Raw genomic sequence first — 24,818 nt, 5'->3', positions numbered from 1 at the left:
ACGGAGTACTTATGGATACCTGGTTCTATTTATCGCAAGGTTTTGCCGTTGCCCTGACGCCGGAAAACCTGATGATTGCCCTGATTGGCTGCTTTGTTGGCACCATCGTCGGGCTGCTACCGGGCCTCGGCCCGATTAACGGCGTAGCGATTTTGCTGCCGCTGGCGTTCGCTCTGAAATTACCGCCGGAGTCCGCGCTGATTCTGCTGGCTACGGTCTACATTGGATGCGAATACGGAGGGCGTATCTCATCAATACTGCTTAACGTGCCGGGGGATGCGGCTGCCATCATGACCGCGCTCGATGGCTACCCAATGGCAAAAGAAGGTCGCGGTGGCGTGGCGTTATCAATCTCCGCGGTGAGTTCGTTTGTCGGTTCTCTGCTGGCGATTATCGGCATCATCCTTTTTGCTCCCGCACTGGCGCAGTGGTCGCTGGCTTTTGGCCCTGCTGAATACTTTGCCTTAATGGTTTTTGCCATTGCCTGTCTTGGCAGCATGATGGCGCAAAATCCGCTGAAGTCGTTCCTCGCAGCGTTGATTGGTCTGGGTCTTGCCACCGTCGGAGTGGATGCCAACACCGGGGTATATCGCTTCACATTTGATAGCGTTCACCTCTCCGACGGTGTGCAATTTATTGTGGTGGTTATTGGCCTGTTCTCGGTTTCAGAAATCCTGCTAATGCTCGAAAGCACCAGCAGCGGGCAGGTTCTGGTCCGCAAAACCGGGCGCATGATGTTTAACATGAAGGAAGCCGCACAATGCACGGGAGCAACGCTGCGTTCTTCGGTTATCGGTTTCTTTGTCGGTATTCTGCCGGGCGCGGGAGCCACCATCGCCAGTGCCATTGCGTATATGACCGAGAAGAAAATCAGCGGCAATAGCGAAACCTTTGGTAAAGGCGATATTCGCGGCGTGGCCGCACCGGAAGCGGCAAACAATGCCTCGGCCTGCGGTTCGTTTATCCCGATGTTAACGCTGGGTGTTCCAGGCTCCGGCACCACGGCGGTGATGATGGGCGCGCTGACGCTTTATAACATCACGCCTGGCCCGGCTATGTTTACCGAGCAGCCGGATATCGTGTGGGGATTGATTGCGTCATTGCTGATTGCCAACGTGATGCTGCTAATTATGAATATCCCGCTCATCGGCTTCTTTACTAAGATGTTGAGCATTCCGCTGTGGTTCCTGGTGCCTGCAATTGCTGCCGTTTCTGCGGTGGGCGTTTATGCGGTACACAGCACCACTTTCGACTTGCTGTTGATGGTCGGGCTGGGTGTGCTGGGTTATATCCTGCGGAAGATGCACTTCCCGATGTCGCCGCTGATTCTGGGGTTTGTTCTCGGGGAAATGCTCGAGCAAAACCTGCGTCGCGCACTGTCTATCAGCAACGGCGGGTTGAGCATTCTGTGGGAAAGTGGCGTGGCGAAAAGCCTGTTGATTATGGCGATTGTGGTTATCGTTGTGCCGCCGGCTCTGCGTTTGATTCGCCGCCAGCGTAATAAATCAGTATTAGAATCAGGATTGTAGGTCGGGCAAGCGCAGCGTCCCCGAAATTAAATCAAGCGGGTGGGTCTAAATTTTAGCCACCCGCTTTACCCACAACGTTAATTGCAAACGCGAAATCTTAATCCCGCCCTGCTTCATCTCATCCGGCAAACGCAGCCAACGCACAGGCTGCTGAAAACGCGCCACTTTGCCCTGTAGCCATTCGGTCAGCAGTGATATATCAAAATCTTCATCGGCTTCAACGACCGCCACCGGGCGCTGGCCGAATTCGGGATCATCAACCGGGACGACAAACGCCAGTCTGACTGCCGGGTGCTGCGCGATAACGCTTTCAATTTCTTCCGGCTGGATCCCTTCCCCGCCGCTGAAAAACAGGTTGTCGAGACGGCCAATAATTGTCAGCCGACGGCCATGTAAAACGCCACGATCGCGGGTGGCAAACCAGCCTTCAGCGTTCACCAGCGGCTGCACAATGCCTGATTTCCAGTAACCTGAAGCCAGGCTGCTGGCACGAATCCACACTTCGTCATCAACCACTTTAACTTCGCGGCCCGGCAACGCTTCGCCAACATCCGGCAACCCGTCAGCGCGTTTGGCGCACACCGTTGATGCCAGCTCAGTTAAGCCATAACCACACCAGCAATTGATACCTTTTTCCTGTGCCGCCTGAGTGAGTTCAACGGGAATAGCCGCCCCACCCAGTAACACTTCGCGCAACGCCAGGCGAGATGAGCGCTCCAGCAAACGCCAGAGTTGCGTCGGGACGAGAGAGGCGTGAGTGCAGCCTTGCAGCGCTTCATCCAACGGGTGTAAATCACGCACCACCATGCAACCGCCTGCCAACAACCAGCGCCACAAAATACCCTGCCCGGAGACATGGAACAGCGGCAATGAAAGCAACCAGCTATCGCTCGCACTATAGTTCATTACCGCCAACACCCCAGTGGCGCTGGCAAGATGCGCCGCAACGGTATGCACCGCGGCTTTTGGCAAACCCGTGGAGCCAGAGGTCAGCGTCATCGAGGCAAATCGCGAGGACTGCCACTCGGCATGATAACCCTCGCCTTCCATCCACGTTAACGTATTGATATGCGCAACGGTGAGCGGTGAGCCGAAAGTAAGCGCATGGCTAATGGTCAGCTCAGGAAGTAATTGCTCAAGTAATGAATCTGGTAATTGCGGATTAAGCGGTAAAACACGTGCCCCACATTGCAATAACGCGAGGAACGCCAGCACCATTTCCGGGCTGTTTTTCAAGCGCAGCACGACGCCTTGATCCGCACTCACACCTTGTTGCTGGAAACCGCCTGCCAGCCGATCAACACGCTGGCACAACTCGCGCCAGTTCAGGCTTTCATGCCCTAATGTCAGCGCGAGTTGACTACCGCGAATTTGCGCCCAATGTTGCCACGGAAAATCTTGAAAACTCATAGCACTCGCTCAAGGGATTCCAGTGACCAGCACGGAAGCGGGCTATTTGGCCATTCGCGCACTAACTGCGCCTGCATCAACGACAGCGTATCCAGGCCGGGTAAAGTTTGCGGCGTTAACCACGCGGCAATTCTCGCCAGCTGTGTCAGGCCGAGGCTTGATTCAATCGACGAACTGATGACCGCCGTCAACCCGAGCGCATGGGCCTGCTCGACCTGTTGACGAACTTTCTCCAGGCTGCCGGTTAAAGTGGGCTTGATAACGACCGCACTCAGCCCCGGTTCGGCGGCAAATTCAAAATCAGGTTCACGCAGGCTTTCATCCCAGGCGATGGCGATACCCGTTTCACGAGCAAATTCGCGCGACTGCTCGCGTGTTTTGCACGGTTCTTCGATAAACGCGATGCGCGGGCGGAAATCCGGGTTCACATATTTGGCGAACTGCTGCGCTTTGAGCGGTGTCCATCCACGGTTGGCATCAAGACGCAAACGCAAATCAGGCATCGCTTCGAGCAACAAATTGACCACCATGCCATCGCGCACCGCTTCGTACAGACCCACTTTCACCTTGGCGATCTTCTCGCCGGGAATAGCGGCAAGCATGGCAAATAGTTCGTCTGGATCGCCGGTACACAACGGCGCGGCGCGGTAATCCGCCTGCTGTGGCAATTCACCGCTGATTTCCGCCAGCGCGCAACTCAGACCAAACGCTACCGATGGCATTTCAGGCAATTCGTCATTGTGGCCCGTTTGCCAGGCTTGTAGCCAGGCCTGCGCCACGCTTTGCGCCTCTTCGAGCGTTTCTGCGCTAAAACCCGGCAACGGTGAAATCTCACCGCAGCCTTGTTTATCGCCGTCTGTCAGGCGCACCAGCAGACCGTCACGCGTTTTCAGACGCCGATCACGCAGCACCACACCCGCATCCATCGGCACCTGAAAGCGCCACAGTTCGACGCGACGCATTACGGATTCCGTTTAAATTTGCTGAAGTCCGGCTGGCGTTTTTGGTTGAACGCGTTGCGACCTTCCTGACCTTCTTCGGTCATGTAGAACAGCATGGTGGCGTTACCCGCCAGTTCTTGCAGACCCGCCTGGCCGTCGCAATCGGCATTCAGCGCAGCCTTCAGGCAACGTAGAGCCATAGGGCTGTTTTGCAACATTTCACGACACCAGCGCACGGTCTCTTTTTCCAGGTCGGCATTCGGCACCACGGTGTTGACCAGGCCCATATCCAGCGCTTCTTTCGCGTCGTACTGGCGGCACAGGAACCAAATTTCACGGGCTTTTTTCTGGCCTACGATACGCGCCATGTAAGAGGCCCCCCAACCGCCATCGAACGAACCGACTTTCGGGCCAGTCTGGCCGAAGACCGCGTTTTCAGCGGCAATAGTCAGGTCGCACATCATGTGCAGCACGTGACCGCCACCGATGGAGTAGCCTGCAACCATCGCCACAACCGGTTTTGGACAGGTACGAATCTGGCGCTGGAAATCGAGCACGTTCAGGTGGTGAGTGCCGCTTGCGTCCTGATAGCCGCCGTAATCGCCACGAACTTTCTGGTCGCCGCCTGCGCAGAAGGCTTTTTCACCTTCGCCGGTCAGAATGATGGTGCCGATATTGTCGTCATATCGGGCATCAGCCAGCGCATTGATCATCTCTTTCACGGTCAGAGGGCGGAATGCGTTGCGGACTTCCGGGCGGTTGATGGTGATTTTCGCAATGCCATCGGCAGATTTGTGATAACGAATATCGGTGTAACCTTCCGAGCAATCCTGCCATTCAATTGGGGCATAGAGCATTTGTTCATCTGGATAAATCATGGTGTTTCCTCGCCAGGTTTTCGCAATAAGTTGAGCAGGCAAGCACTGAATGCGGCCGGATTTTCCCGGTGCGCATTGTGGCCTGCGGCAGTAATAAGATGTGGTGTCTGGCCTGAGCTTTGCGCCACGGCACGGAACTTGTCGTCCCACTCACCACAGATGTAGTAAAAAGGCTGCGGCAATTGTTGTAGCGCGGCCTGCAAATTGGGCTGATTTCCTAATGATGTTGCTTCAAGCATAGCAGCGAGACTTAACGCATTATTCTGGCTGCGAAGAGCAATGAGTTCACGACGTTGCTCATCATTGAGCGAATGAAATACCGGCTGTTGATACCAGTCTGCAAGCACGTCTTTTAGGGGGGCGGTACGCAATCGCTGCGCCCAACGCCGGTCGCTGGATTGCCTTTCAGCACGCGTATTTTCATCCGCAAGGCCGGGGTGACTCCCTTCAACAATCAAACCCTGCAAACCCGCATTTTCACCCTGACAGGCATGGTAAATCCCCACTCGCCCGCCAAGTGAGTAGCCAATCAGCCAGTATTTTAGGATGTTGTAACTAACAAGGGTTTTACGCAGTAATTCATCAACGTGTTGAAAGTTTTCGACCGAAATATCCGCAGATTTTCCGTGACCGGGTAAGTCGATGTGCAGTTGCGGCCAGTCGGTGAAGTTGTCACTGAGAGGTTGCCACTCTTGCTGGCAGCCTAAAAAACCGTGCAGCCAAACCAGACATGGCAAATTTGCATCCCGCCCTTCACGAAAAACCGCATGTAAAATCATGCCTGGCTGACCTGCGCCAGCAAATGCTGCAACGTTTGTGCACCGTCAGTTTCACCCACCGTCAGCTCGATAACTGTCGCGTGAGGCGTGCGCCAGGCATGGTCTACGGCAGTTTGTAATTCGTCCCAGCTTGCCGGGTTATGGTAACCGAGACTGAACATTGCCGCGGCGTGGGCAAAGTTGACGTTTTGCGGCATGCAGTAGAAGCGCTCGCGCTCAGCGGCAGGTGTTGGCAACAATGAGAAAATTTGCCCACCATTGTTATTCACAATCAGCAGCACAAACGGCGCGGAGACTTCACGTAAAAGTGCCAGCGAGTTCATGTCGTAAAGCGCTGAAAGGTCGCCCACAATGGCCAGTGTCGAGCGTGCCGTCGCGCGTTGCACCCCCGCCGCCGTTGAGAGCAAACCATCAATACCGCTTGCGCCACGGTTGCTGTAAACCGGATAACCCGCAGGCAATTGCGCGAAAGAATCCACCAGGCGAACAATCAAGCTATTACCGACAAACAGTTGCCCGGCATCCGGTAACAATTCAGGCAGACGCGCGGCGACTTGCGCTTCGCCAAATTCAGTCGTGCCTTTCTTCACCGCCTGCTGCGCGATTTTTGCCAGCGTGGTTAATTTCTCATCCCACGCCACGCGTTTCTCAGCCGGATGCAGCTCCAGCCACTCGCTAATATCACACGATAAGCGGCGGCCACGATGGTTTGCGGCATCGAGTCGGCCGGGTAGATTATCCACCAGCCAGTATTCTTCAGGCTCACAGGTCGCCTGCCATTGCAGAACGCGTTTTCCGGTCAGGCTGCTGCCGAACTGGATAATAATTTGTGCTTCGGCAAGTTCAGTCACCGCCTGGCTGTTGCTTAACCATAAATCCGCACAGGGCAACGGTTGACCCGTTTGCGAGAGCACATCGCCAATCAGCGGCCAGCCGAGCATTTTTGCCCATGCGGCAACGTGTTTTCCTTCTTCGGCATTCAAACGCCCAGCTACGACCACACCGCGTTTTTGCCGCCAGAAAAACCAGTCGCGTTGTTTTACGGCTGCTTGTGCGGAGCCGGTACGCAGCCAGGGTTTATCACTTTGCCACCAGTCACCCAGCGCCTGTTGCCAACTCATACCGGTTTCATCAGGTTCACCATATAACGGCTCGGCAAAGGGGCAATTGATGTGAACGGCACCGCCCGTTTGCTGGCCGAGTGCGTGATCTATCGTCGAAACCAACCAGCGAGCGGGAATATCCTGCGTTGGACGCGGTAAGTTAATCGAGTCAGTGGGATGGGAGCTAAAAATTCCAGGCTGGCGGATGGCCTGATTAGCGCCGCAATCAATAAGTTCCGGTGGACGATCGGCGGTGAGAACGACCAGTTTTTCGCCCGTCAATCCGGCTTCAATAATGGCCGGATAGAGGTTTGCCACTGCCGTGCCGGAGGTCACAATGATAGCGACGGGAGCCTGACTGGCTTTTGCCAGGCCTAATGCCAGATGCCCTAAACCTCGTTCATCAAAGTGCGTATGGCAAATAAAAGCCCGATTTTCGGCCGCGCCAAGCGTCAGCGGCGTAGAACGCGAACCCGGCGCGATGCACACATGGCGCACACCGTGGCGAGTCAGCGCTTCAAGAATTACCGTAGCCCAACGGCGGTTAAACGAGCTTATCGACATAGTTCAGTCCTGAGTCAATTTTGCTGACTCATTATAATTATTGTTGAGATGAATATTTTGATGTGGGTCGGTAATAGCATTTAGAACGTTGTTTTCGTCAGTAGTGTTCGTAATCCAGCCGCTTTATTTTCTATTTCCTGCCATTCTTCCGCTGCGTCTGAACCCGCGACAATTCCCGCTCCAGCGTATAATCGCACCATGTTATTGGTGACTTTTGCCGAGCGTAAGGCGACACAGAATTCCGCCTGACGTTGCGATATATATCCGGCGGATCCTGCATACCATTCACGTTCAAACGGTTCGTATTGGGTAATGAATTGATGCGCCACATCCCGAGGCAAACCCGCAACGGCGGCGGTGGGTTGCAACAAAGCCAGGCATTGTGCATCGTCAGGCTTCGCAAGTTCCGTCCAGATGCAGCGACGCAAATGCTGCACCTTTCGCAGCCGCACAATTTGCGGGGGGAGAACATCAATCGCGCCCACGGATTTTTGCAGGCGCTGGCAAATATCTTCCACAACCAGCATGTTTTCACGCTGATTTTTATCGTCTTTTAACAGCCATTGCCCGAGCGACCAGGCGCGATGTTCATCCGGATGGTTAGAGACGGTGCCCGCTAATGCTTCGGTGCGTAATGCGCAATCGATTCGCCGCCAAAGCCGCTCCGGGCTTGAGCCGAGGAACGCATGGCTGGCATCAAATACCATCAGAAAATGATAGCAGTTGAGGTTTACCCGCCGACTCGCCGCCATAAAACCCGCCGCAGAAACTGCCGAGGTAAATTGCAAATCGGTGACTCTGGCCAGCACCACTTTATCGAGTTCGTGCTGTTCTATCGCCGTCGTCGCTCGCTCGATAAGCTGATGCCATTCGGGCTGAGTCGGAATGTGTTGTTCGCCCACGCAGTTTAAACGCTGCGAAGGCAGCAGTTTGGCAGGCAACAGTTGCTCGAGGAAGTGTCGCGCCTCACGCGCATCATCTTGTAAGGAAGTTTCACTATACAAATGAAGATAAAGATAAGCGCTGCCACCAATGCGTCGCCACTCGAGACGTGGTAGGAATAAACAGCTCGTCGTGGGCGAAAACGCATTTACGCCAGTGATACGAAGTGTGGGCTGGTCGGCATAATCGTTGAGAAATGCGCTGGCGGCGTCTAAGGTTTCGAAGTTTCGCAACGCGCCAAGTGCCGCAATTTCATCATCACCATTGCGCTGTTGCCAGTAAAATTGGGGATACAGGCGTTGGCTGGTCAGCCACGCGAGAGCATCCGAGGCATCACTCAGACTTATAGCAACGGAGAGTTGTTCTAAGCCCGGCGCATCCGCAAATTCTGCGTTCAATGCAAGCTGTAACTGTTGCAGCGCGACGACAACTGAATTCACGTTTACCTCACCTTCCCTGAAAACCCCTGATTATACGTGGTCATGGCGGCAAAAAAAAATCCCACCCAATGGGTAAGATTTTTCTGCTGGCACTCGACGCAATTATTATACCCAAGTTGCTGCAAAAGCAGCCAACGCCCCTGCAACTTGAAGGGCGATGGGTATCTAGCGCCTGGCTAATAAAAGCCCTAGTACCAGTCCTGCCGCCGCCCCCACACCAACTCCTTGCCATGGTTTTTCATGGACATAATCATCAGCGCGATAAACAGCTTTTTTTGCACGATAGTAGTAATTATCAGAAGCACTACTCACCCGCGCTTTAACCTCACTGAGCGCCTGTTCGGCTCGTTCTTTCAACTCAATGTACTTTTGGTCTGCCGGATCACCTGAGGAACGCAGCACTTCTTCTAACGTTTCACTCAGCAAAGTTAAATCATCATCAAGACGAGATTCATACGGTTGCATTACTGTTCTCCGTGTTTAAAAAATGCTCGTCCGCTAACTATAGACAATGCTAATGCTTTTCGCTCATTGATTCATGATTCGCTAAACATGGATGTGTAATGCCGACTCCGACTTAGCTTCAGCCATAAAAAAACCGCCAGCAAGTGGCGGTTTCTTCTCATTTCGGCAAACTCAGTAAAAATCACCGGATGCGGCTTCGGCTTGCGCCATCCAGACCGGTTTTTCACTGGTTTTTGACCATACGCGATGCAGGTAGCTGTAAAAACGGGAACGATCTTTCCAGAACAGCATCACTGGCAACGCCAGGACACCTGCCAGAACCACGAAAGTGCGACGCAGGAAGACCTGATGCAGTGGATAGTCTTTGTATAAGCTCATAATGCCTCCCTTAAATTGTGACCGGTAGCAAACACCGGGAAAATAGAACTTGTCATCTGGCTAAAATAGTATCGCATTGCCTGAAAGTTTACTACTCCTCCGACCACTTAAAGTCACTTTTTGCCACTAATTTACAATCCCGGCTGTAATTAAGTTACAAAAAGGTTAAATAAATACTAACCATTAGTTAATTAATGGCTTTCGTCATTTTTATACTTTTTTTACACCCTGCCCTGCGACTTTTACGACATCTTTGCACTGAAACTTTCACACTCATTCCAATTCCTTATAACTACCGAGGTGGATTGTGAGTGCAGGTCTGATAGCCGGTGTGGTGCTGGTCTTTATGCTGTTGGGATATTTAATTTATGCCCTGATCAATGCGGAGGCGTTCTGATGGCCGCTTCCGCATTTTTACTGATTGCCAGTTTCCTGTTGGTGCTTTTTGCCCTGGCAAAACCACTGGGTAACGTACTGACGCGCTTCATTAATGGCGAGCCATTGCCTGTTCTGGGGAAAATGGACTCGCTGTTCATAAAACTACTGGGAGCCGACGCCAGCCAGGAGATGAGCTGGAAGCGGTATCTGGCAGCGATCCTTACCTTTAACGTTTTTGGTCTGGTGCTGCTGTTCGTCATTTTGCTAACGCAAGGGAGTTTGCCGCTTAACCCGCAGCAATTGCCTGGGCTTTCCTGGCATCTGGCGTTAAACACCGCCGTCAGTTTTGTCTCTAACACTAACTGGCAGTCCTACAGCGGTGAAACCACGCTGAGCTATTTCAGCCAGATGGTCGGTCTGACGGTGCAAAACTTCTTATCTGCGGCCACCGGTATTGCCGTGGTATTTGCGCTGATCCGCGCATTTTCCCGTCAAAGCACTCACACGATCGGTAACGCCTGGGTCGATTTGACTCGCATCACGCTTTACGTTTTGCTGCCGATTTCACTGCTGATTGCGCTGTTCTTTATCAGCCAGGGCACATTGCAAAACATCGCGGCGTATCAGCCGTTCACCTCGCTTGAAGGCGTGCAGCACGTGTTGCCGATGGGCCCGGTCGCTTCGCAAGAGGCTATCAAAATGCTCGGCACCAACGGCGGCGGGTTCTTTAATGCTAACTCTTCGCACCCGTTCGAGAACCCAACTGCGCTGACCAACTTTGTGCAAATGCTGGCGATCTTCCTGATCCCCACCGCGCTGTGTTTTGCCTTTGGCGAAGCCGTCAGCGACAAACGCCAGGGACGCGCCATTTTATGGGCGATGGCGGTGATTTTTGTGATTTGCGTTGTGGTGGTGATGTGGGCAGAAACTAGCGGAAATACGCATTTCACGCTGCTCGGCGCGGACAGCAATATCAACATGGAAGGCAAAGAAAGCCGCTTCGGGATATTGGTCAGTAGCCTGTTTTCTGTGATTACCACCGCGGCTTCCTGTGGTGCCGTTAACGCGATGCATGACTCCTTCACCGCACTTGGCGGCATGATCCCAATGTGGCTGATGCAAATTGGCGAAGTGGTGTTCGGCGGCGTTGGCTCCGGGCTGTACGGCATGTTGCTGTTCGTCTTACTGACGGTGTTTATCGCCGGGTTGATGATTGGCCGCACGCCTGAATATCTCGGTAAAAAAATTGACGTTGCCGAGATGAAAATGACCGCCATGGCGATTTTGGTTACGCCTACTTTAGTGCTGCTCGGCACCGCACTTGCGATGATGACGGACGCGGGTCGCGCGGGAATGCTCAACCCCGGCATTCATGGCTTTAGCGAAGTGTTGTATGCCGTCTCTTCTGCGGCCAATAACAACGGCAGCGCGTTTGCCGGTCTAAGCGCCAATACCCCTTTCTGGAACGTGCTACTGGCGGTGTGCATGTGGTTTGGCCGCTTTGCGGTGATTATCCCGGTGCTGGCTATTGCGGGTTCGCTTGTCACTAAAAAGTCGCAGACGGCAGGCATCGGCACCTTACCCACCCACGGCCCGCTGTTTATCGGCTTGCTGATTGGCACAGTGCTGTTAGTCGGTGCGCTGACCTTTATTCCCGCCCTCGCTTTAGGCCCGGTTGCGGAACACCTTTCCTTTGTGAATTTGTGATTAAGAGGCTTCCATGAGTCGCAAGCAACAGGCGCTATTTGAACCATCGCTGATTCGTCAGGCGCTGATAGATTCCTTTAAAAAGCTCACACCACAAGTGCAATGGCGCAACCCGGTGATGTTTATTGTTTGGGTCGGTAGCGTGATGACCACTGCTCTGGCGATTGCCATGTTCAGTGGAAAACTTCCCGGCGATGCGCCATTCACCGCCGCCATTAGCGTATGGCTTTGGTTTACGGTGCTGTTCGCAAACTTTGCCGAAGCGCTGGCTGAAGGCCGTAGCAAGGCCCAGGCTAATAGCCTGAAAGGGGTGAAGAAAACCAGTTTTGCTCGTAAGTTACGCGCCCCGCATCACGACGCGCAGATAGACCATGTGCCTGCCGCCGATTTACGCAAAGGCGATATCGTGCTGGTTGAAGCGGGCGATATTATCCCGTGTGATGGCGAGGTGCTGGAAGGCGGTGCATCGGTGGATGAAAGTGCGATTACCGGCGAGTCCGCGCCGGTGATTCGTGAGTCAGGCGGTGACTTTGCCTCCGTGACTGGCGGGACGCGCATTCTTTCCGACTGGCTGGTGATTCAGAGCAGTGTGAACCCTGGCGAAACCTTCCTCGACCGCATGATAGCGATGGTGGAAAGCGCCCAGCGCCGTAAAACGCCGAACGAAATCGCGCTGACGATTTTACTGGTCGCACTCACTATCGTCTTTTTACTGGCAACGGCAACGCTTTGGCCATTCTCGCAATATGGCGGCGTGGCGGTGAGCGTCACGGTGCTGATTGCCCTGCTGGTTTGCCTGATTCCGACCACTATCGGCGGGCTGCTTTCGGCCATTGGCGTGGCTGGCATGAGCCGTATGTTGGGTGCAAACGTGATTGCCACCAGCGGGCGTGCCGTAGAAGCGGCTGGCGACGTAGATGTTTTGCTGCTGGATAAAACCGGCACCATTACGCTGGGCAACCGCCAGGCTTCAGATTTCCTGCCAGCTCCTGGTGTTGATGAAAAAACATTGGCCGATGCGGCGCAGCTTTCGTCACTTGCCGATGAAACACCTGAAGGCCGCAGCATTGTGGTGCTGGCAAAACAGCGCTTTAACCTGCGCGAACGTGATGTACAAAACCTGCATGCCACCTTTGTACCCTTCACCGCGCAGACCCGGATGAGCGGCATTGATATTCAGGACCGCATGATTCGCAAAGGTTCTGTCGATGCTATTCGTCGCCACGTTGAGGCCAACGGTGGTCATTTCCCGCCGCAGGTGGATACTCTCGTGGAAGGGGTTGCCCGCACTGGTGGCACGCCGCTGGTCGTTGCGGAAGGTGCCAACGTACTCGGTGTGATTGCCCTGAAAGATATTGTCAAAGGTGGCATTAAAGAACGCTTTGCGCAGTTACGCCAGATGGGGATTAAAACCGTGATGATTACCGGTGATAACCGTCTGACCGCCGCTGCGATTGCCGCCGAAGCGGGTGTCGATGATTTTCTCGCAGAAGCGACACCGGAAGCCAAACTGGCGTTGATTCGCCAGTATCAGGCGGAAGGTCGTTTAGTGGCGATGACCGGCGACGGCACCAACGATGCCCCGGCGCTGGCGCAGGCAGACGTGGCGGTGGCGATGAACTCCGGCACCCAGGCGGCGAAAGAAGCTGGCAACATGGTGGATCTGGACTCCAACCCGACCAAATTGATTGAAGTGGTGCATATCGGCAAACAGATGCTGATGACCCGTGGCTCGCTGACCACATTCAGTATCGCCAACGATGTGGCGAAGTATTTCGCGATCATTCCCGCCGCGTTTGCCGCGACTTACCCGCAGCTCAATGCGCTGAACGTGATGCACCTGCACTCCCCGACTTCGGCGATTTTAAGCGCGGTGATTTTCAACGCCCTGATCATCATCTTTTTGATTCCACTGGCATTGCGTGGCGTGAGTTACAAACCGCTGAGCGCCGCAGCCATGTTGCGCCGCAATCTGTGGATTTACGGGCTCGGCGGTTTAATTGTGCCGTTTATTGGCATCAAAGCTATCGATCTGGTGCTGACCGTGTGTGGCCTGGTTTAAGAGGAAAAACAAATGACTATTTTACGTCCCGCTATACTGTTACTGATTTTGCTGACCCTGATTACAGGCGGACTTTACCCGCTTTTGACCACACTTTTAGGCCAGTGGTGGTTCCATGAGCAGGCCAATGGTTCGTTGATTATTCAGGCCAACGAAGTACGCGGCTCCAGGCTGATTGGGCAAAACTTCACCGAGGCCAAGTATTTACAAGGTCGCCCTTCTGCAACCGCAGAAACACCTTATAATCCAATGGCCTCTGGCGGCAGTAATTTGGCAGGAAGCAATCCAGAATTAGATAAACAAATTACCGAACGTGTCGCGGCATTAAGACAGGCAAATCCGCAAGCCAATCCGGCGGTTCCCGTTGAGCTGGTTACTGCGTCGGCCAGTGGTCTGGACGGGCAAATTTCACCAGAAGCCGCAGCCTGGCAAATTCCTCGTATCGCTAATGCGCGCAATTTGCCCGTTCAACAAGTGGCACGTCTGGTAGCAGAAAATACCACTCACCCGCTGGTTGGTTTTATCGGTAAACCAGTGGTGAATGTGTTGCTGGTTAACCTGGCGCTGGATGCTCTCCAGGCACCATAAGAGAAAACTGTCGGATGACGCTGCTGTACGACCAACCCGGTCGCGAGCAAGTGTCAGCGTCATCCACCAAAAAGGATTTGATATGTCTCAGGAACCGCTGCGCCCTAATCCAGATAAATTGCTGGAGCAGGTCAACCGCCCATCGCGCGGCAAGTTAAAGATTTTCTTCGGCGCGTGTGCAGGTGTAGGGAAAACTTACGCCATGCTTCAGGAAGCGCAGCGGTTGCGAGGACAAGGGCTAAATATCCTGATTGGCGTGGTAGAAACTCACGGCCGCCAGGAAACTGCCGCGCTGCTGAACGGGCTGAATATTCTGCCGGCAAAACGGATACACCACCGTGGGCGCTGGGTTCAGGAGTTTGATCTCGATGCGGCGCTGGCACGTAACCCGGCGCTGATCCTGATGGACGAGCTGGCGCACAGCAATGCGCCCGGTTCGCGCCACCCTAAGCGTTGGCAAGATGTGGAAGAGTTGCTCGACGCCGGGATTGATGTGTTCACCACCGTCAACGTTCAGCATCTTGAAAGCCTGAACGATATTGTTGGTGGCGTGACGGGAATTCAGGTGCGCGAAACGGTACCCGACCCGATTTTTGACGCCGCCGATGAAATCGTGCTGGTCGATTTGCCGCCGGATGATTTACGCCAGCGCCTGCACGAAGGGAAAGTGTATATCTCAGGCCAGGCCGAACGCGCCATCGAGCACTTCTTCCGTAAGGGGAATTTGATTGCGCTGCGTGAACTGGCACTGCGCCGCACCGCCGACCGCGTTGATGATCAAATGCGTGCCTGGCGTGATAACCAGGGCGAGGAAAAAGTCTGGCACACGCGAGATGCCATTTTGCTGTGTATCGGCCACGGTTCCGGTAATGAAAAACTGGTGCGCACCGCCGCGCGCCTGGCGGCAAAACTAGGCAGCGTCTGGCACGCCGTTTACGTCGAAACCCCGCAGCTTCACCGGTTACCTGAACATCAACGTCGCGCTATTTTGGCCTCGCTTCGCCTCGCTCAAGAGTTGGGGGCTGAAACCACCACGCTTGCCGATCCGGCAGAAGATAAAGCGATTTTGCGTTACGCGCGCGAGCATAATCTCGGCAAGATTATTATCGGTAGACGCACAACACGACGCTTCTGGAGCCGTGAATCCTTTGCCGATCGTTTAGCCCGCCGTGCGCCAGACCTTGATCTGGTGATTGTCGCCCTTGACGATAAACCCTCTGCCGTCTCTCCTTCCGCCCAGGACACTCGCAGCTTTAGCGAAAAATGGCGTGCGCAATTGCGCGGCTGTGGCGTCGCCGTCGCCCTTTGCGCGGTAACGACGTTTATCGCGAATCAATGGCTGATGGGTTTCGATGCCGCTAACCTGGTGATGCTTTATTTGCTGGGTGTGGTGATTGTGGCGCTGTTTTATGGCCGCTGGCCTTCGGTTCTTGCCACCGTCATTAGCGTACTGAGTTTCGATTTATTCTTTATTGCTCCTCACGGCACACTAGCGGTTTCTGATATCCAGTACCTGTTAACGTTCGCCGTTATGCTGACCGTTGGCCTGGTTATCGGGAATCTCACGGCGGGCGTGCGCTATCAGGCGCGCATCGCTCGTTATCGTGAGCAGCGTACGCGCCATCTTTATGAGATGTCTAAAGCCCTCGCCGCAGAACGTACGCCGCAAGATATAGCTGCGACCAGCGAGCTGTTCATCAAAAACAGTTTTCACGCCCGCGCCCAACTTTTACTGCCGGATGAGAACGGCGTGTTAGTGCGGGCTAATGGGCAGAGTGAACCGCAAAACTGGGACGAAGCGATTGCCCGCTGGAGCTTTGATAAAGGCCAGCCCGCAGGTGCTGGGACCGATACTTTACCCGGCGTGCCGTATCAAATTCTGCCGCTGAAAACGCCGGAAAAAACACTCGGCTTGCTTATCGTCGAACCCAATAATTTACGCCAGTTGATGATTCCTGAGCAGCAGCGCCTGCTGGAAACTTTCACCCTGCTGACGGCGACGGCGCTGGAAAGATTTTTGCTGACCGCAAGTGAAGAACAAGCCCGGCTTTCGAGCGAACGCGAGCAAATTCGTAACTCGCTGCTCGCCGCCCTTTCGCACGATTTGCGTACACCTCTGACAGTGTTGTTTGGGCAGGCGGAAATTCTGACTCTGGATCTGGCATCCGAAGGCTCTAAACATGCGCCGCAAGCCAACGATATTCGCCAGCATGTGCTCAATACCACGCGCCTGGTCAACAATTTGCTGGATATGGCGCGGATTCAGTCTGGCGGATTTAACCTGCGCAAAGAGTGGTTAACGCTGGAAGAGGTGGTCGGCAGCGCGTTAAAAATGCTGGAGCCAGGACTGGGCGGGCGACATATTGATTTGGACTTACCTGATCCTCTGCTATTGATTCATGTTGATGGCCCACTCTTTGAGCGGGTGCTGATAAACCTGCTTGAGAACGCGGCAAAATACGCAGGCTACCAGGCCAAAATTGGCATTCGCGCGCAAGCTCTGGCTGATAAGCTGGACGTTGAAGTCTGGGACAGCGGGCCGGGTATTCCTGTTGGCCAGGAACAAAAGATTTTTGATAAATTCTCCAGGGGTAACAAAGAGTCGGCGATCCCGGGCGTAGGTTTAGGGCTGGCAATTTGCCAGGCGATTGTTGAAGTCCACGACGGAAAAATTATTGCGGTTAATCGGGTGGAAGGCGGAGCCAGTTTTCATGTTATTTTACCCCTTCCCCCGCAGCCCGAACTTGCTGAGATGAATGAGACGCTGTGATATCCGTTCTTATAGTTGAAGACGAAAAAGAGATCCGCCGTTTCTTGCGCACCGCGCTGGAGGCGGAATCGTTACGCGTCCACGAAGCCGAGACGCTGCAACGCGGTTTGCTTGAGGCCGCGACACGCAAGCCTGATTTAGTGATTCTCGACCTCGGTTTACCCGATGGCGATGGCATTGATTTTATCCGTGATTTCCGCCAGTGGAGTCAGACGCCGATTGTGGTGCTTTCCGCTCGAAGCGATGAGCAAGTGAAAATTGACGCGCTGGATGCCGGAGCTGATGACTATCTCAGCAAACCGTTTGGAATTGGCGAGCTGCAAGCGCGGCTGCGTGTCGTCTTGCGTCGCCATGCAAGCCTTGCGCAGCCCGATCCGGTTTATCAGTTTTCAAATATCAGCGTTGATCTCGCCAACCGTCGCATTACCCGCGATGGCGAAGAAATCCACCTCACACCTATCGAGTTTCGCCTGCTTGCCACACTGCTTAATAACCATGGAAAAGTGCTGACACAACGCCAGTTGCTCAACCAGGTTTGGGGGCCAAATGCCGTGGAACACAGCCACTATTTGCGCATTTATATGGGACATTTGCGCCAGAAGCTGGAAAGCGATCCGGCGCGCCCGGCGCATCTTTTGACCGAAACCGGGATCGGTTATCGGTTTATGTTGTAGATTCTACAAACAAAAAAAGCGCCTTTCGGCGCCTTTTTCTGTTCTACGAATTACTTCGCGTTTTTCAGCACTTCGCTGACAATCTCTACCGCTTCTTTCTCAATTTGTAGACGGTGTTCCGCGCCTAAGAAACTTTCGCAATAGATTTTGTAGGCATCTTCAGTACCAGACGGACGAGCTGCAAACCAGCCATTGTCGGTCATCACTTTCAAACCACCAATGGATGCGCCGTTACCCGGAGCTGCTGTTAAGCGTGCGGTAATCGGGTCGCCCGCCAGGGTGCTTGCGCTCACCATTTCTGGTGAAAGTTTGGACAGTGCGGCTTTCTGCGCGGAAGTCGCAGAAGCTTGCAGACGGTTGTAGCTTGGCGCACCGAAGCGCTCGGCCAGTTCGTCATAATGCTGCTGCGGGTTTTTGCCGGTAACGGCAGTAATTTCGGCCGCCAGCAAGCACATGATGATGCCGTCTTTGTCGGTAGACCACGGAGTGCCGTCGAAACGCAGGAACGATGCCCCCGCGCTCTCTTCGCCGCCAAAACCAAAGCTGCCATCAAACAAACCATCAACAAACCATTTGAAACCGACCGGTACTTCTACCAGTTTACGGCCTAAATCGTTGACCACGCGGTCAATCATTGCTGAAGAAACCAGCGTTTTACCGACCGCAACATCTTTGCCCCACTGTGGGCGATGCTGGAACAGGTAATTAATCGCAACTGCAAGATAATGGTTCGGATTCATCAGGCCAGCAGGCGTGACGATACCGTGGCGGTCGTAATCCGGGTCGTTAGCAAATGCCAGATCGAATTTGTCACGCAGCGCCAACAAACCCGCCATTGCGCATTCGGAGGAGCAATCCATGCGGATAGCGCCATCTTTATCGAGATGCATAAAGCGGAAGGTTTGATCGACATGATCGTTAACAATCGTCAGATCCAGATTGTAGTGTTTCGCGATGCGCTGCCAGTATTCGATACCGGAGCCGCCGAGCGGATCAACACCCAATTTCAGACCCGATTTCTGGATGGCGGCCATATCAACGATGTCCACCAGCCCTTCAATAAACGGCTGCACCAGATCTTGTTCTTGTACGTGACCGCTTGCCCAGGCTTTATCCAGAGAGATGCGTTTTACATCTTTCAGACCCGCCGCCAACAATGCGTTGGCGCGATCTTCAACCACTTTGGTGACGTTGGTATCAGCCGGACCACCATTTGGCGGATTGTATTTGATACCACCATCTTCCGGCGGGTTGTGCGAAGGCGTGATGACGATACCATCGGCCTGTACGCCACCGTTTTTGTTATGCGTCAGAATAGCGTGCGAGATGGCAGGCGTTGGCGTGTAGCCATTTGCCTGTTGCACAATGACATCCACACCGTTTGCAGCCAACACTTCGAGCACGGAGATAAACGCCGGTTCAGATAACGCGTGGGTATCTTTGCCAACGTAGCACGGCCCGGTAATGCCATTTTTTGCACGATCTTCAGCAATCGCCTGAGCAATTGCCAGAATGTGAGGTTCATTGAAACTATGACGTGCCGCACTACCACGGTGGCCGGAAGTTCCGAACTTCACCGCGTGTTCGCTATTCCCCACTTCAGGCTTCAGCACGTAATACTGGGCCGTCAGTTGGGCTACGTTAATCAAATCGCTCTGTTGTGCCGGTTGTCCTGCACGAGGGTGGTTAGCCATTGGCCTTTCCTTCTGACGCGAGGTGTTAAATTGTGCCGCAAACCTTTTCAATCAATTCCGCCGGGAATTGCATTGATTGCATGATGTGTTCGATCATGCTGCATTTACGGCCTGTATTGGTATTGGTGATAACCCAGTATGGCGTACCTGGGACATGCTTAGGTTTGGTCTGGTTGCCGTTTTGCAGCAGCGTTTGCTCGTTACCTGCAAAGTAGACACGGGTGCGACCATGCAGCGACTCGGTCGCTTCACCAAAAGCATGAGCATCTAAGGTATACAGAGTCGAAAGCACCATCATGAAACGGTTAACGGCTTTCTTTTGCTCCGCATATTCATCAGACAGCAGCAATTCACGCACCGCACGAACACGATCGCGTGCTTTGTTTACGGGTTTGGCTTCCGGGGCAGGTGCAGCAGTTGCCGCCGTCTGGCCGGTAGATGCAGGTGTAGCAGGAGTTTGCCCGGCGGTAAATTTCAACATGCGCCGTAAAATATCGGACGCGCTTTCACCAATGTGCTGCGTGTGGCTGGCAATGTAGCGATAGAGCTCGTCATCAACTTCAATTGTTTTCATCTTAATCCAGTGCGATATCTTTTCTGAATACAAGTTGTTGGGATTATAAGGACAAATCCCAACCTCGGGTAGCGCCAAGCTTTTGTCACCCCACAAAGTCAGACTAAACTGGAAATTTGCGGCAGTGCGGCAGAATGCCGTTATGATACCCTAACCTCACGAAGTAAAAAAAAAGAACTTTGCCATGAAATTGAATGCTCGCCTGCAAACTGCGCAACAATTGACTAGTAATTCTCCCATCGTCCTCATCCACGGTCTTTTCGGTAGCCTTGATAACCTGGGCGTGCTGGCCCGTGACCTTGGGCAGGATCATTCTTTGCTGCAAATCGATCTTCGCAATCATGGATTATCGCCACGTAGCGATGAAATGAACTACTCTGCAATGGCGCAGGATGTTGTCGAAACGCTTGATGAGTATGGCATTAAGAAAGCCATTATTATCGGCCATTCCATGGGCGGGAAAGTGGCCATGGCGTTAACAGCTATCGCCCCAGAACGTATCGATAAACTAGTGCTGATTGATATCGCCCCGGTGGATTATCAAGTGCGCCGCCACGACGAAATTTTCGAAGCGATCAATGCAGTTAGCCGCGCAAACGTGAAAACTCGCCAGCAAGCCGCCGTCGTTATGCGCGAGCATCTTGATGAAGAAGGCGTGATTCAGTTTTTGCTGAAATCCTTTGCTGACGGCGAATGGAAATTCAATGTGCCGGTGCTGTGGGAGCAATATGAGAATATTGTCGGATGGAAAAACATCCCTGCCTGGAACGAACCGGCGCTGTTTATTCGCGGTGGTGCATCTCCTTATGTTGACGAATCTCACCGCGAGCAGCTGCTTTCGCAGTTCCCACAGGCCCGTGCGCATGTAGTTGCCGGTGCTGGTCATTGGGTTCACGCCGAAAAACCTGATGCTGTTTTGCGCGCAATTCATCGTTTTATCGGTGAATCCGTAGCAAACTGATTAAAAACAAACCGACTGGCCGCAAGTTGCGGCTAACGCGTTGGCGCGCAAGCCATGCTGATGTATGATTGCGCGCTAAATTGCGCCAGAGCACCCCGCTCAGTGCCACCTGAATTCCCTGTCAGTAGTCTAATCATGGCAAAAGAACAAACGGACCGTACTACATTAGATCTGTTCGCGGACGAGCGTCGCCCGGGGCGACCAAAAACAAATCCGCTAACGCGTGATGAGCAATTGCGTATCAACAAACGCAATCAACTCAAGCGCGATAAAGTACGCGGCCTGAAGCGAGTGGAGCTAAAGCTCAATAACGATGCGGTAGATGCTCTCAACCAACTGGCTGAAGCGCGCAACATCAGCCGTAGCGAGCTGATTGAAGAGATACTACTCGCACAACTGAAGCAGCATCTCAGTTAGTTTTAGTGCTATGTCCTGGTATGCAATGTTGCAGTCTGTGCACACCGGGGCGATAGCAGTTTCCGCACCACGAAGTGTTCTGCTATGATTGCCCTATCTGTGGCCAAATAGCAGCCACCATACCATTAAGTATCAAGAGGTTATTTTACTCATGGCAATCGTAGGCATTTTTTTCGGCAGCGACACTGGTAACACCGAAAATATCGCGAAAATGATTCAAAAACAGCTCGGTAAAGAAGTTGCTGAGGTGCATGACATTGCTAAGAGCAGCAAAGAAGACCTGGAAGGCTTCGATATTCTGCTTCTCGGCATCCCAACGTGGTATTACGGTGAAGCACAATGCGACTGGGATGATTTCTTCCCGACGCTGGAAGAAGTTGATTTCAATGGCAAACTGGTTGCTCTGTTCGGCTGTGGCGACCAGGAAGATTACGCAGAATACTTCTGTGACGCGTTAGGCACTATCCGCGACATCATTGAGCCACGAGGCGCAGCTATCGTCGGTCACTGGCCAACGGCGGGCTACCATTTTGAAGCCTCTAAAGGTCTGGCTGACGACGATCACTTTGTTGGTCTGGCTATCGACGAAGATCGTCAACCAGAACTGACGGCTGAACGCGTTCAGAAATGGGTCAAACAAGTTTCTGACGAGCTGAACCTGGCAGATATCATCAACGCCTGATGCCAGATGTGGCGCAACTATTGGGTTGCGTCACATTGATAGATATTATCGATTAAAATAATCGCTACAAATTTTTAACTTTTCAGTTTGTCCCTGTACAATGAACTCCTGATCAAAAAGCTAGCAAGGCAAACAAATCGCGACTCAGCCGCCATTTTTTAGCTTGATTATGCATAATACTTGCGGTTCCCATTTAGAAATGGCAGTTCTATAATGAGACGCATTCATCTTAACGCTCACCCTGAGTCCGAGCGAATCGTTAAGCAACAGGACAATTTCCGCATGACTGACAATAATACCGCATTAAAGAAGGCCGGCTTGAAAGTCACGCTTCCGCGATTAAAAATCCTTGAAGTGTTGCAAGGGCCGGTGAACCACCACGTCAGTGCGGAAGACCTCTATAAACGTCTGATTGATATGGGCGAAGAGATTGGTCTCGCCACCGTTTATCGTGTACTAAACCAGTTTGATGATGCAGGCATTGTGACTCGTCATAATTTCGAAGGCGGAAAATCCGTGTTCGAACTGACGCAGCAGCATCACCATGACCATCTGATCTGTCTGGATTGCGGCAAGGTTATTGAATTTAGTGATGATTCAATCGAAGCCCGCCAGCGCGAAATCGCATCACGTCATGGCATTCGTCTGACTAACCACAGCCTGTACCTTTACGGTCACTGCGCTGAAGGTGATTGCCGTACTGATGAAAACGCACACGAAATCAGCGAAAGGTAATCTGCATCTTTTGGCATCTGATTCAGCTGCCAGATGTAAAAAAACCGGTGAGGAAGCTCACCGGTTTTTTTATGGCTTACGCACTACCATTATTTGTTGTTAGCGCGAATCTCTTGCCAGATTTTATCGCACTTGGCTTTGACCGCCTGGTCATTACCCGTACGAGTTGCCTGGATGCAGTTCTGGTAATCCAGGGTACGAACCGTTTCTTTCTTCGCGAAATCCTGATGCTCTTTTTCCTGAGCCAGTACATTCAACACGCTTTGGCAGGCCTGAATTTTATCCGGGTTACCTTCTGCGGTGTTAATACAGGCGCTATACGCTTGTTTCAATTTAGTATCTTCCGGAGCCGTTTTAGGTTGTTGCTGCGCACACGCACTCAAACCTAACGCCATCACCACTGTCAGAACGATTTTTTTCATGCTTGATATCCTTAAGAAATCCGGGCGTTTTCACGCCCGGATTCGAATCAGAAGATGGTGAACGGTGCGATAACAATGAATTTCACGTCACGCTCATCCTGGAAGATGTTGCCGTAACCACCGCCCCAGCTTGGGATGTCGGAATGGTTGTCGTATTGAGTGAAGTGCAGTTTGAACAGAGTGCCTTTCGCACGGCCATCCTGAACGGTATACAACGCATCAAGGCTGTACGCAGATTCTTTCAGGCGGTTATCCGCATCATAGTAACCGTCTGTGGTTGGTTTGGAGCTTGGTTTAGCATCCCATGCGTAAACATAAGATGCACCCACTGCCCAACCCGCAAGATTCCAGTTGCTCAGGTCATACATCGCGCCCGCAAATACCGCTTTTTCACCGTTGGCGTTGAAGTCAGAGCGGTTATCCCACCACACATCAAGACGACCGTTGGAAGAGGCGTAGGTTGGCGTCATACGCTGCAGGAAGTAGCCCTGTTGGCCATCGGCCTTAACCACGGTTCCTTCAAGGCGCAAATCAACCTGACCGACTCTGTATCCGAGAGTCAGTGCCTGCAACCATGCTGTGCCGTCGTAAAGATCGTTCACGCTGCCGTCAGAAACTTTGTCACGCGTGCCGTAGAACTGGTAGCTGGTGGTTAACGGGCTGCCCGCGATATCAAATTTGTAGCTCGCCTTGGTGAAATACTGATCAACATAACCTTCAGCCTGACCAAATGCAGCCTCAAGAATCAGGTCATTTTTGAAGTCATATTTCGCGCCAAGGGAATGTAAATATTCTACTTTGGTGTTCTTATCGTTCTGATAGAACTTGTCCATTTCCAGGTGCCACGGAGCTTTATACTCGTTGGTCCACATGTAGGAGAAGCTCAACGCACCAGAATCGCCATAGTCAAAGTTTGCACCAGCTTCTGCGCCCTGGTAAGTACCCGGCATAAAGCTCCAGTGTGGTGCTAACAGAGTTTGACCGGTTGGCTGAATGTAACCACCACGCGCCCATACCGGGCCGTATTTGAATTTAGCTGCTGCTTTATAGAGGCTGATGCCGCTCTTATCGCCGGAATAATCTTCGTCATAAGCTTTGTTAGAAGAGGAGAATGCGATTTCGTTTGGGTGACCGCTGTTAGCGTTTTCTGCCATTTCGATAGCAGTAAAGGCCGCAACGTCCAGACCAAACATGTCTGCGGCATAACCTGACTGGAAGTCCAGGTTTGCGTTCCATGTGGAGTGCGCAAGGTTAGTTTCGTATTTACCCGTTGTGACGTCTTTACGGTCACGCTCACGCTGCCAGTAATAAACGCCGCCGGTCAGCGTTGAATCATCAATAAAACCTGCTGCCGTTGCCTGAGGGATGACCACTAATCCTGAAAGAGCCGTAACACCTGCGATTGCAAGCGCCAGCGCACTACGTTTGCCACTAAACGTACGCATAGAAAATTCCTCTTTGACGAATAAATAATCGCTGGACGTTAAAAGACGTCATGTAGCGAAAAAAGTAAAAATGCCTAACGGCTAAAGCGGTTATGAATATTTGCCCGCATTACTGCTTCCTTAAGACTATTTTTCGCGACGCGAATTATCAACGACTTTGTAAGAGTTCATTCCGATATTATGACAGAGAGCACATAATTTATGAGTATTTGTAACAATAAGCGACTCAAGAGTTTTATCTTGATAATTGAAATTATTAACATACAAAACTCTATATGAG

Annotated in this window: 23 protein-coding genes; 11 read left to right on the top strand and 12 right to left on the bottom strand. The window is 52.7% G+C overall.

Annotated elements, in window-relative coordinates:
- The first annotated feature begins 11 nt into the window (after positions 1-11).
- Positions 12-1,529, top strand: a complete 1,518-nt coding sequence (locus M2371_RS07255) for a tripartite tricarboxylate transporter permease (RefSeq protein WP_172895208.1) — start codon at positions 12-14, stop codon at positions 1,527-1,529.
- 45 nt (positions 1,530-1,574) lie between these two features.
- On the opposite strand, the gene menE is transcribed toward M2371_RS07255, so the two are convergent.
- From menE to M2371_RS07215, 8 genes are all read right to left on the bottom strand, one after another.
- Positions 1,575-2,939: an o-succinylbenzoate--CoA ligase gene (menE, locus tag M2371_RS07250; RefSeq protein WP_259267343.1), complete on the bottom strand. Its 1,365-nt coding sequence runs from the start codon at positions 2,937-2,939 to the stop codon at positions 1,575-1,577.
- On the bottom strand, positions 2,936-3,901 hold the full coding sequence (gene menC, locus M2371_RS07245; RefSeq protein WP_172895210.1) for an o-succinylbenzoate synthase: 966 nt from the start codon (positions 3,899-3,901) through the stop codon (positions 2,936-2,938). The genes menE and menC overlap by 4 nt, the downstream gene beginning before the upstream one ends.
- Positions 3,901-4,758 carry a 1,4-dihydroxy-2-naphthoyl-CoA synthase gene (menB, locus tag M2371_RS07240; protein ID WP_115630101.1) on the bottom strand — a complete coding sequence of 286 codons (858 nt, stop codon included), beginning with the start codon at positions 4,756-4,758 and terminating at the stop codon, positions 3,901-3,903. The genes menC and menB overlap by 1 nt, the downstream gene beginning before the upstream one ends.
- The gene (gene menH / locus M2371_RS07235) at positions 4,755-5,537 is read right to left on the bottom strand and encodes a 2-succinyl-6-hydroxy-2,4-cyclohexadiene-1-carboxylate synthase (RefSeq protein WP_259267342.1); all 783 of its coding nucleotides are present in this window, start codon (positions 5,535-5,537) and stop codon (positions 4,755-4,757) included. The genes menB and menH overlap by 4 nt, the downstream gene beginning before the upstream one ends.
- The gene (gene menD / locus M2371_RS07230; RefSeq protein ID WP_172895212.1) at positions 5,534-7,204 is read right to left on the bottom strand and encodes a 2-succinyl-5-enolpyruvyl-6-hydroxy-3-cyclohexene-1-carboxylic-acid synthase; all 1,671 of its coding nucleotides are present in this window, start codon (positions 7,202-7,204) and stop codon (positions 5,534-5,536) included. The genes menH and menD overlap by 4 nt, the downstream gene beginning before the upstream one ends.
- 80 nt (positions 7,205-7,284) lie before the next feature.
- Positions 7,285-8,586: an isochorismate synthase MenF gene (gene menF / locus M2371_RS07225; protein WP_034494059.1), complete on the bottom strand. Its 1,302-nt coding sequence runs from the start codon at positions 8,584-8,586 to the stop codon at positions 7,285-7,287.
- Between the two features lie 165 nt (positions 8,587-8,751).
- Positions 8,752-9,051 carry a stress response protein ElaB gene (gene elaB, locus M2371_RS07220; protein WP_172895213.1) on the bottom strand — a complete coding sequence of 100 codons (300 nt, stop codon included), beginning with the start codon at positions 9,049-9,051 and terminating at the stop codon, positions 8,752-8,754.
- Between the two features lie 171 nt (positions 9,052-9,222).
- Positions 9,223-9,429, bottom strand: coding sequence for a YbfA family protein (locus M2371_RS07215; RefSeq protein ID WP_034494057.1), 207 nt, complete (start codon positions 9,427-9,429; stop codon positions 9,223-9,225).
- Between the two features lie 307 nt (positions 9,430-9,736).
- Between M2371_RS07215 and kdpF the strand changes: the two genes are divergently transcribed.
- The 6 genes from kdpF to kdpE all read left to right on the top strand — a co-directional run bounded on the left by kdpF (position 9,737) and on the right by kdpE (position 17,608).
- Entirely contained in the window at positions 9,737-9,826 is a 90-nt protein-coding gene (gene kdpF / locus M2371_RS07210; protein ID WP_081908377.1) for a K(+)-transporting ATPase subunit F, read from the top strand.
- Positions 9,826-11,514: a potassium-transporting ATPase subunit KdpA gene (gene kdpA / locus M2371_RS07205; protein ID WP_259267341.1), complete on the top strand. Its 1,689-nt coding sequence runs from the start codon at positions 9,826-9,828 to the stop codon at positions 11,512-11,514. The genes kdpF and kdpA overlap by 1 nt, the downstream gene beginning before the upstream one ends.
- Before the next feature lie 13 nt (positions 11,515-11,527).
- The gene (gene kdpB / locus M2371_RS07200) at positions 11,528-13,576 is read left to right on the top strand and encodes a potassium-transporting ATPase subunit KdpB (protein WP_259267340.1); all 2,049 of its coding nucleotides are present in this window, start codon (positions 11,528-11,530) and stop codon (positions 13,574-13,576) included.
- Between the two features lie 12 nt (positions 13,577-13,588).
- Entirely contained in the window at positions 13,589-14,164 is a 576-nt protein-coding gene (gene kdpC, locus M2371_RS07195; protein WP_034494054.1) for a potassium-transporting ATPase subunit KdpC, read from the top strand.
- A gap of 82 nt (positions 14,165-14,246) precedes the next feature.
- The gene (kdpD, locus tag M2371_RS07190) at positions 14,247-16,934 is read left to right on the top strand and encodes a two-component system sensor histidine kinase KdpD (RefSeq protein ID WP_259267339.1); all 2,688 of its coding nucleotides are present in this window, start codon (positions 14,247-14,249) and stop codon (positions 16,932-16,934) included.
- Positions 16,931-17,608, top strand: coding sequence for a two-component system response regulator KdpE (gene kdpE, locus M2371_RS07185; RefSeq protein ID WP_172895217.1), 678 nt, complete (start codon positions 16,931-16,933; stop codon positions 17,606-17,608). Before kdpD ends, kdpE begins: the two co-directional genes overlap by 4 nt.
- Positions 17,609-17,658: 50 nt before the next feature.
- Here kdpE and pgm read toward each other — a convergent pair whose 3' ends face one another.
- On the bottom strand, positions 17,659-19,302 hold the full coding sequence (gene pgm / locus M2371_RS07180; protein WP_259267338.1) for a phosphoglucomutase (alpha-D-glucose-1,6-bisphosphate-dependent): 1,644 nt from the start codon (positions 19,300-19,302) through the stop codon (positions 17,659-17,661).
- Positions 19,303-19,327: 25 nt separating this feature from the next.
- The gene (gene seqA, locus M2371_RS07175; RefSeq protein ID WP_034494048.1) at positions 19,328-19,876 is read right to left on the bottom strand and encodes a replication initiation negative regulator SeqA; all 549 of its coding nucleotides are present in this window, start codon (positions 19,874-19,876) and stop codon (positions 19,328-19,330) included.
- A gap of 184 nt (positions 19,877-20,060) precedes the next feature.
- On the opposite strand from seqA, the gene ybfF reads away from it, so the two are divergent.
- From ybfF to fur, 4 genes are all read left to right on the top strand, one after another.
- On the top strand, positions 20,061-20,837 hold the full coding sequence (gene ybfF / locus M2371_RS07170; protein WP_259267337.1) for an esterase: 777 nt from the start codon (positions 20,061-20,063) through the stop codon (positions 20,835-20,837).
- Between the two features lie 135 nt (positions 20,838-20,972).
- Entirely contained in the window at positions 20,973-21,254 is a 282-nt protein-coding gene (ybfE, locus tag M2371_RS07165; RefSeq protein ID WP_034494044.1) for a LexA regulated protein, read from the top strand.
- Positions 21,255-21,405: 151 nt separating this feature from the next.
- The gene (gene fldA, locus M2371_RS07160; protein WP_034494043.1) at positions 21,406-21,936 is read left to right on the top strand and encodes a flavodoxin FldA; all 531 of its coding nucleotides are present in this window, start codon (positions 21,406-21,408) and stop codon (positions 21,934-21,936) included.
- A gap of 282 nt (positions 21,937-22,218) precedes the next feature.
- Positions 22,219-22,671, top strand: coding sequence for a ferric iron uptake transcriptional regulator (gene fur / locus M2371_RS07155; RefSeq protein ID WP_115630127.1), 453 nt, complete (start codon positions 22,219-22,221; stop codon positions 22,669-22,671).
- A gap of 89 nt (positions 22,672-22,760) precedes the next feature.
- On the opposite strand, the gene chiQ is transcribed toward fur, so the two are convergent.
- Complete coding sequence (gene chiQ, locus M2371_RS07150; protein ID WP_034494040.1) at positions 22,761-23,093, bottom strand: ChiQ/YbfN family lipoprotein; 333 nt, start codon at positions 23,091-23,093, stop codon at positions 22,761-22,763.
- A gap of 47 nt (positions 23,094-23,140) precedes the next feature.
- Positions 23,141-24,538, bottom strand: coding sequence for a chitoporin ChiP (chiP, locus tag M2371_RS07145; protein ID WP_172895220.1), 1,398 nt, complete (start codon positions 24,536-24,538; stop codon positions 23,141-23,143).
- Positions 24,539-24,818 lie beyond the last annotated feature (280 nt).

The organism is Buttiauxella sp. BIGb0471, from assembly GCF_024807715.1.
Taxonomy (GTDB): domain Bacteria; phylum Pseudomonadota; class Gammaproteobacteria; order Enterobacterales; family Enterobacteriaceae; genus Buttiauxella; species Buttiauxella agrestis.
This window is presented reverse-complemented; position numbering and strand designations above follow the sequence as displayed.